General features: G+C 32.6%; 9 protein-coding genes. All 9 read right to left on the reverse strand.

Annotated elements, in window-relative coordinates; all coding sequences use genetic code 11:
- Positions 1-136: 136 nt before the first annotated feature.
- The 9 genes from LXD69_RS08970 to LXD69_RS09010 all read right to left on the reverse strand — a co-directional run bounded on the left by LXD69_RS08970 (position 137) and on the right by LXD69_RS09010 (position 14,551).
- Complete coding sequence (locus tag LXD69_RS08970; protein ID WP_246914691.1) at positions 137-3,595, reverse strand: T9SS type B sorting domain-containing protein; 3,459 nt, start codon at positions 3,593-3,595, stop codon at positions 137-139.
- 106 nt (positions 3,596-3,701) lie between these two features.
- Positions 3,702-4,946 (reverse strand): threonine ammonia-lyase IlvA, encoded by a 1,245-nt coding sequence (gene ilvA, locus LXD69_RS08975; protein ID WP_246914693.1) that lies wholly within the window; start codon positions 4,944-4,946, stop codon positions 3,702-3,704.
- A gap of 10 nt (positions 4,947-4,956) precedes the next feature.
- Positions 4,957-6,438 carry a ketol-acid reductoisomerase gene (gene ilvC / locus LXD69_RS08980; RefSeq protein ID WP_246914695.1) on the reverse strand — a complete coding sequence of 494 codons (1,482 nt, stop codon included), beginning with the start codon at positions 6,436-6,438 and terminating at the stop codon, positions 4,957-4,959.
- A gap of 30 nt (positions 6,439-6,468) precedes the next feature.
- The gene (gene ilvN / locus LXD69_RS08985; RefSeq protein ID WP_200894139.1) at positions 6,469-7,056 is read right to left on the reverse strand and encodes an acetolactate synthase small subunit; all 588 of its coding nucleotides are present in this window, start codon (positions 7,054-7,056) and stop codon (positions 6,469-6,471) included.
- Positions 7,057-7,081: 25 nt separating this feature from the next.
- The gene (gene ilvB, locus LXD69_RS08990) at positions 7,082-8,830 is read right to left on the reverse strand and encodes a biosynthetic-type acetolactate synthase large subunit (protein WP_246914699.1); all 1,749 of its coding nucleotides are present in this window, start codon (positions 8,828-8,830) and stop codon (positions 7,082-7,084) included.
- A gap of 11 nt (positions 8,831-8,841) precedes the next feature.
- A complete protein-coding gene (gene ilvD, locus LXD69_RS08995; RefSeq protein ID WP_246914702.1) occupies positions 8,842-10,521 on the reverse strand; it encodes a dihydroxy-acid dehydratase in 1,680 nt (559 codons plus the stop codon).
- Positions 10,522-10,524: 3 nt separating this feature from the next.
- Complete coding sequence (locus LXD69_RS09000) at positions 10,525-11,430, reverse strand: branched-chain amino acid transaminase (RefSeq protein ID WP_246914705.1); 906 nt, start codon at positions 11,428-11,430, stop codon at positions 10,525-10,527.
- 562 nt (positions 11,431-11,992) lie between these two features.
- Positions 11,993-12,511, reverse strand: a complete 519-nt coding sequence (locus tag LXD69_RS09005) for a DUF4136 domain-containing protein (protein WP_045968355.1) — start codon at positions 12,509-12,511, stop codon at positions 11,993-11,995.
- Positions 12,512-12,574: 63 nt separating this feature from the next.
- Positions 12,575-14,551 carry a urocanate hydratase gene (locus LXD69_RS09010; protein ID WP_246914708.1) on the reverse strand — a complete coding sequence of 659 codons (1,977 nt, stop codon included), beginning with the start codon at positions 14,549-14,551 and terminating at the stop codon, positions 12,575-12,577.
- Between the last annotated feature and the right edge of the window lie 77 nt (positions 14,552-14,628).

The raw sequence follows: 14,628 nt of genomic DNA on the forward strand, positions 1-14,628 counted from the left end.
GTACAAAGGTATAACTATTCGGTTATATTATGATATATTAAAAACAAGAAGGTTGAAAAAAGAATTTCAACCTTCTTGTTTTGACAAAATAAATGGAGTCATTATTGTTTCGTTGAGGTAACGAAGATGGGAACTTTTATCGTTTTAAAGAAAAGTGAGCTTTAAATTGTTTTTGATTGCCATTTTCTAAATAATCTAAAGAGAACCAGTAATCTGTTGAAGGAAGTTGATGTCCATTATATGTTCCATCCCAACCTTTACTGGTTTCTGAAGTACTTAGTTGTTTGATTAATTTTCCATATCTATCAAAGATATATAGTTTAGCATTTGATTGATTTAAACCTACAATGTTCCATGTGTCGTTATATCCATCTCCATTTGGAGTGAAGAACTTAGGGTAGTCAATTACTAATATTGTTTGAGTTATGTAAGTACAGCCTGCTGTATCTGTAACTGTAATAGTATGTTCTCCCGCACTTACGTTGGTGAAAATATTTGATTCTTGAAAAGCGCCTTCATCTAATTGATATAGGTAAGTTTCAGAATTTCCATTTATAAGTACTGTAATAGTGGTGTTGTCAGAAAAAGCATCTGTTAAAATAGTTGTAAAAGCATCTAATTGATGTGATGAGCTTACTGTTGCAAATACTTCTTCAGAAGAACATAGCGTAGTTGTGTTAGTAACAATAACGGAATATAGTCCGATTGCATTAGCTACATATATTGGCTCATTTGCTCCTGAAATTAATAAACCATCTTTGTACCATTCAAAACTATAACCTGTAGTTGGTAATTCCGTGTCTAATGTGTAAGGTTGATATACTTGAGAGCTATTAGTAATACAAATAGTTCCGTCTTTTAAAATAGGTTCAGGTAACGGATTTGCAACGATAGTTCCACTAAGAGATATAGGTTGACAACCACCAACAGTGCTTATGGTATAATTAAAATTGGTTGTAGGATTTCCGTTAATGGTAACAGTGTTTCCTGTTGTTGTAGCGGTCACTCCAGCAGGTAATCCTGTAACATTTGCGCTTGTTGCGCCACCACCAAAAGTATATTCAATAGAAGCAATATTATCTCCTGAACATATAGTTTGATTGTTGTTTGCCGAGTTTAAAATTAAAGTAGCGTTTGGCTCTATAGTAATGTTTCCATTTAGTGTTGCTGTTCCACAACCACCAACAGTGCTTATGGTATAATTAAAGCTGTTTGCTGAATTTCCGCTAATAGTAACAGCGTTTCCTGTTGTTGTAGCGGTTACTCCAGCAGGTAATCCTGTAACGTTTACACTTGTTGCTCCATTACCAAAAGTATATTCAATAGGATCGATAGTATTACCTACACAAACGGTTTGGTCATTGTTATCAGATAATAAAGTTAATGTTGCATTTGAATTTACAATGATAGTTCCACTAAGAGATATAGGTTGACAACCACCAGCAGTGCTTATGTTATAATTAAAATCGGTTGTAGGATTTCCGCTAATGGTAACAGTGTTTCCTGTTGTTGTAGCGGTCATTCCAGCAGGTAATCCTGTAACATCTACGCTTGTTGCTCCACCACCAAAAGTATATTCAATAGAGGCAATATTATCTCCTGAACATATAGTTTGATTGTTGTTTGCTGAGTTTAAAACTAAAGTAGCATTTGGTTCTATAGTAATATTTCCATTTAGTGTTGTTGTTCCACAACCACCAACAGTGTTTATGGTATAATTAAAGCTGTTTGCTGAATTTCCGCTAATAGTAACAGCGTTTCCTGTTGTTGTAGCGGTTACTCCAGCAGGTAATCCTGTAACGTTTACACTTGTTGCTCCATTACCAAAAGTATATTCAATAGGATCGATAGTATTACCTACACAAACGGTTTGGTCATTGTTATCAGATAATAAAGTTAATGTTGCATTTGGATTTACAACGATAGTTCCACTAAGGGATATAGGTTGACAACCACCAACAGTACTTATGTTATAATTAAAATCGGTTGTAGGATTTCCGCTAATGGTAACAGTGTTTCCTGTTGTTGTAGCAGTCACTCCAGCAGGTAATCCTGTAACATCTACGCTTGTTGCGCCACCACCAAAAGTATATTCAATAGAAGCAATATTATCTCCTGAACATATAGTTTGATTGTTGTTTGCTGAGTTTAAAACTAAAGTAGCGTTTGGCTCTATAGTAATATTTCCATTTAGTGTTGTTGTTCCACAACCACCAACAGTGCTTATGGTATAATTAAAGCTGTTTGTTGAATTTCCGCTAATAGTAACAGTGTTTCCTGTTGTTGTAGCGGTTACTCCAGCAGGTAATCCTGTAACGTTTACACTTGTTGCTCCATTTTCAAAAGTATATTCAATAGGATCGATAGTATTACCTACACAAACGGTTTGGTCATTGTTATCAGATAGTAATGTTAATGTTGCATTTGAATTTACAATGATATTTCCATTTAGTGTTGCTGTTCCACAACCACCAACAGTACTTATGGTATAATTAAAATCGGTTGTAGGATTTCCGTTAATGGTAACAGTGTTTCCCGTTGTTGTAGCGGTCACTCCAGCAGGTAATCCTGTAACATCTACGCTTGTTGCACCACCACCAAAAGTATATTCAATAGAAGCAATATTATCTCCTGAACATATAGTTTGATTGTTGTTTGCCGAGTTTAAGGTTAGTGTACTACCACTAACAGTTAATGTAATATCATCGGAAATAGATGCTCCACATGTATTTGTAGCTGTTAAGGTTACTGTAATTGTGCTTCCTGTAACAGCAGTATTTGGAACAGTATAATTTGTAGGTAGTGTATTTGGACTTGAAAAAACACCAGATGAAGCTGTCCATAATACACTTTCGTGTCCTTGAGCATTTCCTGATAAATTAATGGTTTCTCCTGGACACACAGTAAGCGTTGCATTTCCAGCATCAACAGTAAAAGGAGGAATAGGTGCTGTACAACCATTGTTAACATAGCTAGGAGTTCCTGATGGTGTAAAATTTACAGTAGCTCCATTGTTTTCGGCTGTAGTACCTCCATACGTACCATATATGTTAGTTAAGTTTGCTCGTTGATAAGTTACAGTATCACTGCAACCACCACCAAAATCGATGCTCAAACTTCTTGTTCCTGGATTTGTATTGTAGTTTGCAAAATGACCAGAAGTAGTATTTGTATTATTTTGGAATATCATGTAAATATCAGTTGTTAAAGCTCCAAATGAATTCAAAATAGTATTCAAATTAAAACTAGTAACAATAATTACAGTAGAATTAGGCGGAATTACACCACCATTTGGTTCAAGTATTTGTCCACATCCACCCGCAGCAGCAATGTCTGTGTTTAATTGGGCAACTTTAGAAGCTGTTGTAGCGTTTTGTATAATACCTTTCCATGAGTTAGAAGGCCAGTCAATATCTAAATTATTTGTACTTAGTAGATTATCTCCTGTTTTTATTCGAACCATTTCATTGAATCCTTCATTGCTTCCTGAATCACAGGCATCTACAAGTATGCTTTCAATTTCAAAACATTGGGAGAAGCCTAAATTGGTTATTAATATAAAAACTCCAATTATAATTTTTTTAATTATTGTCATTTGATTTTATCGTTAAAGGAAAACGGACGCAAATTTACAAATTATGTAGGAGTTTTAATATTACTAAATGATTAATATTCTTGTTTCAAATGGCTTCTTTCGCTTTTTAATCTATTAATTGTGCAAATAAATCTTCTTTTTCATTAAGATAATGAAAGTTAAATCCTTTTTCTTTCATTTTAATTTGAATGGGTGAAATATCTGTTTTATTTTTTAGTTCTAAACCTACAATTACAGGTCCTGATTCTCTGCTGTTTTTTTGTTTGAATTGAAAATAAGTGATATCATCATCATCGCCTAAAATATAATTTACAAATTCTTTTAAAGCTCCAGGTCGTTGTGGAAACTGAATCATAAAATAGTGTTTTAGACCTTCGTATAAAAGGGAACGTTCTTTTATTTCAGCAGTACGTTCTATGTCATTATTACTGCCGCTAACAATGCAAACTACATTTTTACCTTTTATTTTGTCTTTGTAAAAATCAAGTGCAGCAATAGTTAATGCTCCAGCAGGTTCCACAACCATAGCTTCTTCATTATATAATTGTAATATAGTGGAGCAAACTTTTCCTTCAGGAACTAAAATAATATCGTCAAGATTTTTTTGACAAATGGTAAAGTTGTTTTGACCTACTTGTTTTACAGCAGCACCATCTACAAATTTATCTATAGATTTTAAGCGTGTGTTTATTCCTTTTTCAATTGAAGTTTTCATAGATGGAGCTCCTGCTGGTTCTACACCTATAATTTTTGTAGTAGGACTTAATTCTTTAAAAACAGTTGAAAGTCCGGAAGCTAATCCACCTCCTCCTATGGGAATAAAAATATAATCAATATGTTCTTTATAATCGTCTAATATTTCAAGACCAACAGTGCCTTGACCTGCAATTACTTTTAAATCATCGAAAGGATGAATGAATGTTTTTTTAAGTGTGAAGGCTTCTTTAATAGCTGTTTCATTAGCATCGTCAAAAGTGTCTCCAAAAAGTTCAATTTCAATATATTCTTTACCGAAAAGTTGTACTTGTTTAATCTTTTGTTTTGGAGTTGTTTTGGGCATAAATATTTTACCTTTTATTTGTAAAAGGTTACAGGAATAGGCAACTCCTTGTGCATGATTACCTGCGCTTGCGCAAACTATTCCTTGTTTTTTTTCTTGTTCGTTTAAGGAGCTTATTTTATTATATGCTCCTCTTATTTTATATGAACGAACTACTTGTAAATCCTCTCGTTTTAAAAGTATATTAGCTTCAAAAGCATCAGATAAATTTCTGTTAGGTTTTAATGGAGTAGGGAATACTACTCCATTAAATTGTGTTTTAGCTATTATTATTTCTTGTAATAATTTCATTTTCTGTAAATTAATTAAGCACAATTTTTTTCATTTCAGTCATGGCTTCACGGAGTTGAGCTCCACAAATTTCAATAGAATGATTTCTAATATTGGCATTAATTTTTACAAGCTCGAAATTGTCTACATTTTGATTTGCTGTATCATTGAAGTTTTTTCCAATAAGATTTGTGTCTATTTTTTTCATAAAGTTGGATAAAAGAGGCTTGCAAGCATGATCAAATAAATAGCAACCATATTCTGCGGTGTCTGATATTACACGATTCATTTCATATAATTTTTTACGAGCAATAGTATTTGCAATTAATGGAACTTCATGTAAAGATTCATAATAAGCCGATTCGTTTTTAATACCAGAAAGTGTCATAGTTTCATAGGCTAGTTCTACACCTGCTTTTACAAATGCAACCATTAATGTTGTTTTGTCAAAATATTCTTGTTCGCTAATTTTTACATCGCTTGCTGTTGTTTTTTCAAAATCAGTTTGTCCGGTTGCTTCTCTCCATGTTAGTAGATTTTTATCGCCTTCAGCCCAATCTTTCATCATGTTTTTCGAAAATTCCCCCGATAAAATATCATCCATGTGTTTGTTGAATAAAGGAGCCATGATTTCTTTTAATTCTTCAGCTAGTTTAAAAGCCTCAATTTTTGCAGGATTTGACAAACGATCCATCATATTTGTAATTCCTCCTATTTTTAACGCTTCTGTAATGGTTTCCCAACCATATTGTACTAGTTTTGAGGCATAACTTGGTTCGATTCCTTTTTCAATCATTTTATTGAAAGATAAAATAGATCCAGTTTGTAATAATCCACAAAGGATGGTTTGTTCTCCCATTAAATCTGATTTTACTTCTGCTACAAATGAAGAAAGCAAAACACCTGCTTTATGTCCTCCTGTAGCTACGCAATATGCTTTTGCAAGTTCTAAACCGTCACCATTTGGATTATTATCAGAGTGTACAGCAATTAATGTAGGTACTCCAAATCCTCGTAAATATTCTGCACGTACTTCTGATGCGGGAGATTTTGGTGCAATCATGATTACAGTGATGTCTTCACGAATTTGTATTCCTTCTTCTACAATGTTGAAGCCATGAGAATAAGATAGACAAGCTCCTTTTTTCATTAGTGGAACTGCTTTATTGATTACTTGTGTATGTTGTTTATCGGGTGCTAAATTTGAAACCAAATCAGCAGTAGGAATCATATCTTCAAATGTACCTACTTCAAAACCATTTTCAGTAGCATTAATAAAGGATGCTCTTTTGTTGTCAATAGCTTCTTGTCTTAGTGCATAAGCAACTTGAAGTCCGCTATCTCGCATGTTTTGGCCTTGTGCTAATCCTTGTGCACCACATCCAATAATTACTATTTTTTTATTTTGAAGCTTTGAAATTCCATTAGAAAATTCTGTACTGTTCATAAAATCGCATTTTCCTAATTCTTGAACTTTTAAACGATGTGGAAGCGAGTTGAAATAATTTGTCATTTTTATTTTTTATTTTAGATGTGCTATCTTTTATAATTCGAAAGTTATTTTTTCACGATGTGTAAAATCAATTCTACTAAGTAGTTTTGAAGGGTCATTTTTTTCAATGTCTAAAACTTTTTTATGAATACCTTCACTTGCTTTGATAATGGCAATTCTTGAACTTCTTACAAATTCAATTAGTTGATATTCTTTTAGTTTTTTAAGTAATTTTTCAATTTCTTCTTGCTGACCGGTTGTTTCAAATACAGTATAATCTTCTCTAATTACAATTGCTCGAGCTCCATATTCTCTTAAAAGACGTTCTACTTTTACTTCTTTCATAGTTATAGAAGTAGGTACTTTGTATAGAGCCATTTGTTGCCAAATAATCTCTTCATTTGTGTTATAATATACTTTAAGAACATCAATTAATTTTTCTAATTGTCGAGCTAGGTTTTTTATTTTTTCTTCTGTTTCTAGAATGACTAATGTGAAGCGATAAATGTTTTTTATTTCACTAGGTGAAGTGTTTAAACTTTCAATATTTATTTTTCTTCTAGCAAATAATATGGAAATCTTAGTGATAAGACCTATATGGTTTTCAGTATATATGGTTAATGTATATTCTTTTTTCATGATTAAATAGTTTATTTTCCTGTTACTATATTTCTTCTTTGGTCATTACTATTTCTGCTACTCCTTTTCCTTGAGGAACCATTGGAAAAACATTATCTTCATGTATTACTGCAATTTCAAGTAGATATGATTCAGGATGGTTTAACATTTCTTTTAAGCTAGTTTTTAATGATTCTCGTTCTGAAATCTGTTTTCCTTTAATACCATAAGCATTGGCAACAGCAACAAAATTTGGACTTTGAATATCTGTAAAAGAGTATCGTTTTTCATGAAATAATTCTTGCCATTGTCTTACCATTCCTAAGAAATTATTGTTTAGAATTACAATTTTAACATTGGCTTTAAATTGCATAATTGTTCCTAGTTCTTGAATGTTCATTTGCGCACCGCCATCGCCCATAATTGCTACAATTTCTCTTTCTGGAGCACCATATTTTGCTCCAATTGCTGCCGGAAGTGCAAATCCCATAGTTCCTAAACCTCCACTTGTAATATTGCTTCGTGATTGCGTTTGTTTTGCATATCGACAAGCAATCATTTGATGTTGTCCTACATCTGTTACAATTACAGCTTTACCATTAGTTAACTCGTTTAAAACATTTAAAACTTCTCCCATGGTTAATTTGCCTGCTTCTGGAGCCAATTCTTTATTCATTAGTTGGTTTATCTCTTTTTCTTTCTTTTCTTCAAATTCTTTAAACCATTCATAATGAGTATTAACATTAATTAATTGAGTTAAAAGCGGTAATGTTTTTTTACAATTTCCCCATATAGCAACCGTAGTTTGTACATTTTTATCAATTTCGGCAGGATCTATATCCAAATGAATAATTTTAGCTTGCTTAGCATATAAGTCTAATCGGCCTGTAACTCGATCATCGAATCGCATTCCAATAGCAATAAGAACATCACATTCGTTAGTTAAATAATTAGGCGCATAATTTCCATGCATTCCTACCATACCAACTCCTAATGGATGATTTGTAGGGATAGCACTCATTCCCATGATTGTCCAAGCACTAGGTAATCCTGCTTTTTCAATGAAAGCAAGTAATTCTTTTTCGGCATTTCCTAAAATTACACCTTGACCAAAAACAACCATTGGTTTTTTAGCTTGGTTTATTATTTTAGCTGCTTGTTCAATGTATTCATTTCTTATAATTGGTTCAGGACGATAGCTTCTTATATGACTACATGATTTATATCCTGTATAATTGAAAAGTTGTAACTGAGCATTTTTGGTTATATCGATTAAAACAGGTCCGGGTCTTCCAGATTTAGCAATGTAAAAAGCTTTAGCTAAAACTTCAGGAATTTCATTTGCATCTGTAACTTGATAGTTCCATTTTGTTATAGGTGTGGTGATATTGATAATATCTGTTTCTTGAAAGGCATCAGTTCCTAATAGGTGAGCAAATACTTGTCCGGTTATACAAACTAAAGGAGTAGAGTCAATTTGTGCATCAGCAAGACCTGTTACAAGGTTTGTTGCACCAGGACCACTCGTTGCAAAAACAACTCCTGTTTTTCCGCTTGCTCTGGCAAATCCTTGTGCAGCATGAATAGCACCTTGTTCATGACGTACTAAAACGTGATTTAAATTTTCTTTAAAATCATAGAGTGCATCATAAATGGGCATAATAGCACCACCTGGATATCCAAAAATTGTTGAGACGTTTTCAGACAATAATGCATCAATTACAGCTAAACTACCACTAATATTATGTGTTTTTATTGTTGTATTTTCTTTTAACTCTTTGTCTAATGTTTCCATGATTTTGTTTTTTAAAATTCATCAGTAATGCAGCCTTTTGAAGCATCGGTTACTAATTTTTGATATTTATATAATACGCCTTTTGTTACTTTAGGTTTTGGCTGCTTAAATTGTTCTCTTCTTTTCTTAAGTTCTTCACCTGTAACAGCTAAGTGAATAGTGTTATTAATAGCGTTAATCTCTATATGATCTCCATCTTTGACCAATGCTATTGTGCCTCCGTCATAAGCTTCAGGTGAAATGTGTCCAACGACAAATCCATGAGTACCACCGCTAAATCTACCATCGGTAATTAATGCTACACTTTTTCCTAAACCTGCGCCAATTATTGCAGAAGTTGGTTTTAGCATTTCAGGCATTCCTGGGCCTCCTTTTGGACCAACATATCGAATAACAATGACATCACCTGCTTTAATTATTTTATTTTCAATGCCTTTGATTAGCTCCTTTTCACCATTAAAAACCTTGGCAGGACCAGAAAATTTTTCACCTTCTTTTCCTGTGATTTTAGCAACAGAACCATTTTTTGCGAGATTGCCATATAAGATTTGAAGATGTCCTGTTTTTTTTATTGGATTTTCAATTGGCTTAATGATATTTTGATCCTCAAAATCAATGTCGATAATGTTTTTTAAATTTTCGGCAACTGTTTTTCCAGTAACAGTTAAGCAATCTCCATGTAACATTTTTTTAGCTAGTAAATATTTCAAAACCATTGGTACACCTCCTTTTTCGTGGAGATTTTGCATTAAGTAATTGCCTCCAGGTTTAAAATCTGCAATTAATGGTGTTTTATTACTGATTCGTTGAAAATCATCTTGGGTTATGGTTATTCCAACACTTTTTGCCATTGCGATTATGTGTAAAACAGCATTAGTGCTTCCTCCAAGTGCAATTAGTGTGGTTATTGCATTTTCAAAAGCTTTAAATGTCATTATGTCTTTTGGGCAGATATTCTTTTCTAATAATAGTTTAATGTAGGATGCGACTTGTTTACATTCTTCGATTTTTTCATGAGAAATTGCAGGATTAGAACTAGAATAGGGGAGACTCATGCCAAGAGCTTCAATAGCAATTGCCATAGTGTTTGCAGTGTACATTCCACCACAAGCTCCAGCTCCTGGGCAAGAATTTTTTATAATTCCTTTAAAATCTTCTTCAGAAATTTTTCCTGCTATTTTTTCTCCTAATGCTTCAAATGCTGATACGATATTTAGATCTTTTCCTTGGTATTTTCCTGGTGCAATTGTACCTCCATATACCATTATAGAAGGGCGATTTAATCTTCCCATTGCTATTATGGAACCTGGCATATTCTTATCGCAACCGGGAATTGCAATTACAGCATCGTAGTAATGGCCGTCTACTACGCTTTCTATACTATCGGCTATTATTTCTCTACTTACAAGTGAGTATCGCATACCGTCTGTTCCGTTTGTAATTCCATCACTTATACCAATAGTGTTAAATATTAATCCAACCATTTCAGAGGAGTTAATTTCCGCTTTTATATAAGTTGCTAAATGATTTAAATGCATATTGCAAGTGTTACCATCATAACCCATTGAAGCAATTCCAATGAAAGGTTGTGTTAATTGTTTATCGGTTAAACCAATGCCATATAGCATAGCTTGAGCAGCAGGTTGAGTAGGATCTTGTGTAACTGTTTTACTATGTTTATTTAGCTCCATGTTTTAATTGGTTTGAGTACTTAATTCATTTTTTAGTACTAAATTTTTATATGCAGTTTGTAATTTTTTCCCTAAACTATCTTTCCATTCTAGTGGAAAATTTTGTTTATTAATTGATTTGATTCCTACAACTTCCGCAGCAGTTCCGCAATAGAAAGCAGCATCTGCATTTTTTAGCGTATGGGGTTTGTATAATCCTTGATTTAATTTTATGCCTAAATCTTGACATAATTCAATGATTGTTGCTCTTGTAATTCCAGGTAAAATATTTCCTAATTGAGGAGTGTATAATTCTCCGTCTTTTTCAAAGAATAGATTTGCTCCTGGTCCTTCTGCAATGAATCCATCAGAATCTAATAATAAGGCTTCATCATATCCATTGTTTTTAGCTTCTGAGGTTGCTAAGATTGAGTTAATGTAATGACCACATACTTTTGCTTCTATTTTTATAGATTTTGGATGCGGTCTACAATATGATGAGATGAAAATATTTAATAAATTATCTCCTAAGTAAGCGCCCCATTCCCATGCGCAAATCATAATGTTAACTCCATTTGGTTTTGTTAAACTCATGTTTGGGTCGCAATAGATAATTGGTCTTATATATGCATCACTAAAATGATTTAATGCTAATAATTCGTATGTTTTTTGAGTTAGTTCTTCTATGTCATAAGGAAAAGGAATTTGAATTAACTCACATGATTTTTTTAGTCTTTCATAATGTTCTCTTGCTTTAAATATTTTTGTTCCTGACGATGTTTTATAGGCACGAATTCCTTCAAAAACGCCATATCCATAATGTAAAGTTTGACCATATAAGTCAGTTGATACTTTTGAGGCATTTTTAAATTTTCCATTATAATATAAAATGGTGTTTTCGTTGTAATATGGGTTTGTATTTGAACTCATTGTTGTATTTTTATTAATGTAAATTTATATTGATGTGTTTTTTATTAATGACTAGTTTGTACGTTTTATACAATATTTAAAAGAGTAATAACATTGTTAAGTTATTCTTTTTAAGTGTTTTAACTTTTTTGTATTATGATGTTTAACAGTGTGTTATTAATTATTTGGTTAGTCTTTTTTAGAATGGCTGACTCGTTTTTTATAAATCATTTAGTGTTTTTTTAGGTTATGAGATAAAAAAAAGCCTTACTGTTTTACGAGAAAGGCTTTTTATAATTTACTTATTAGTTATAGGTAATATAATCCTGACTCGTAGGGTGTTACGAATGACGATAATTACGATAATAATAACTGTTGCTATATGGTTCATTTTTCTAAATAAAAAAAGCCTCCTAAAAAATAGGAGGCTTTGGTGTATATTTATTGCATACTATCTCCTATCCAAATTTTGGAATAATAATAGAGATAATAATGACAATTGTGTTTTTCATAAAATGCTTAACAGGGAACAAATCTAATAATTTTTTTTATATATAGATATGTTTTTTAATAAAATTGAAAATTATTTTGAAACAGGTGGATATTGAGCTAGTATTTTAGATACAAATTGATGAATTCTTTCATCTTTTTTTCGAGTATCTTTTGTTAAATAGCCAGAACCTTCTCCTTGCCAAACCATTTCTTTAGATTTTGCATCAACAATATCAATAAACAGTGTTCCTTCTGGAGTTCTTGAAACTGAAGAATAATTCATACCCCAATATGGATTCCATCCCCATCCAAAACCAACATTGTTGTAAACATCAACACGTTCTCTTTCTTTTGTAAATATACTTAATAGCATATCTGGATTTTCACTTTTAGAAAAACCTTTTGCGTTCATTTCCTCATCTATTGATCGAAGAATTCTTTTCTTATCCAAATCTGATATTTCAGCTTTGTCAATGCTACTTTTTAAATAAGCATAAGTTTTGTAGGTATTAAAATTTGCTTTTTTATCATAATCTGCATTTACTCTAACCGAACTACAAGATGCTAATACAAAGAGTAGCAAAACAGGAATTAAATTAATTGTTTTCATAGTGTATTTTTTATGGTTTAAAGTTTAAAAATTATTTAATAAGCCAATTTTTAACTTATTAAACTAAAATAATGTTTCATCAACTATATTAGGGATGGTAACTTTTAATAAAGGTTGCGTTTCCATAGCTCTTTTAATTGCAAAAATAGCGCCTTCATTTCTTGCCCAACTTCTTCTTGATATTCCGTTGTTTACATCCCAAAAAAGCATCGATTCTAAACGTTTTGATGCTTCTTTACTACCATCAAGAACCATGCCGAAACCACCATTGATAACTTCTCCCCAACCAACACCTCCACCATTGTGAATGGAAACCCATGTAGCTCCTCTGAAACTGTCTCCAATTACATTGTGAATTGCCATATCAGCAGTAAAACGAGAACCATCGTATATGTTTGATGTTTCTCTATATGGTGAATCAGTTCCAGATACATCATGATGATCACGACCTAAGATAACGTGTCCAATTTCTCCTTTTTCAATAGCTTTGTTGAATGCTTCAGCTATTTTAATTCTTCCTTCTGCATCAGCATATAAAATTCTAGCTTGCGATCCTACAACTAATTTATTTTCTTGTGCTCCTTTAATCCATTGAATATTATCTGCCATTTGTTGTTGGATTTCTTCTGGAGAGTTTTTCATCATTTCTTCCAATACATCACAGGCTATTTTATCTGTTTTAGCTAAGTCTTCTGGTTTTCCTGATGCACAAACCCAGCGGAATGGTCCAAAACCATAATCAAAACACATTGGTCCCATAATATCTTGTACATAACTTGGGTATTTAAAGTCAATACCGTTTTCTGCCATAATATCTGCTCCTGCACGAGATGCTTCAAGTAAAAAAGCATTTCCATAGTCAAAGAAATAAGTTCCGTTTGCAGTGTGTTTGTTTATTGCTTCTGCATGGCGTCTTAATGTTTTTTGTACTTCTTCTTTGAATTTTTCAGGATTGTTAGCCATCATTTCGTTTGATTGCTCAAATGTAAATCCTATTGGATAATAACCGCCAGCCCAAGGATTGTGTAATGAAGTTTGATCAGATCCTAAATCTATATGTAAGGATTCTTGGTCAAATCTTTCCCATACATCAACAATGTTTCCTAAATACGCAATTGAAACAGCTTCTTTGTTTTCTAATGCTTTTCTAACTCTAGCGACTAGGAGTGTTATATCTTCTACGATTTCATTAATCCAACCTTGTTCATGTCTGATTTTTGTGATTTTTGGATTTACTTCTGCACAAACGGTAACACAACCTGCAATATTTCCTGCTTTTGGTTGAGCTCCAGACATTCCTCCTAATCCAGAAGTAACGAATAGACTTCCTTTAGGTGATTTTTTAATTTTTCTAAATCCGTTTAATACAGTTATGGTTGTTCCATGTACAATTCCTTGTGGACCAATATACATGTAACTTCCAGCAGTCATTTGTCCGTATTGAGATACACCAAGTGCGTTCATTTTTTCCCAATCATCTGGTTTGGAATAATTAGGAATTACCATTCCATTAGTTACGACAACTCTTGGAGCTTCTTTATGTGATGGAAATAAACCCATTGGATGACCTGAGTACATGGTTAATGTTTGCTCATCTGTCATTTCTGAAAGGTATTTCATGGTTAACCTATATTGTGCCCAATTTTGAAATACAGCTCCGTTTCCTCCATAAGTAATTAATTCATGCGGATGTTGTGCAACTGCATAATCTAGATTATTTTGAATCATTAGCATAATTGCTTTTGCTTGCTCACTATTTCCTGGATATTCTGAAATAGGTCTTGCTTTCATTTCATAATCAGGGCGTAGACGATACATGTAAATGCGACCATATGTATCTAATTCTTCTTTAAATTCAGAAATTAGAGTTTTATGATGTTCGGGTTCAAAGTAACGTAACGCATTTTTTAAAGCTAATTTTTTTTCTTCTTCTGAAAGAATTTCTTTTCGCTTTGGAGCATGATTAATTGCTGGGTCAAACGGTTTTGGATTTGGTAGAGTAGAAGGTATTCCTTCTTGTATTTGTTCTTTAAAGGTCATCTTTTGTTTTCTATTTGGTATTCTTATGCTTGTATTTTGATTTTCGTGAGAGCTGGAAGGATATCTTAAATGTGTAA

Source organism: Flavobacterium sediminilitoris, from assembly GCF_023008245.1.
GTDB lineage: Bacteria > Bacteroidota > Bacteroidia > Flavobacteriales > Flavobacteriaceae > Flavobacterium > Flavobacterium sediminilitoris.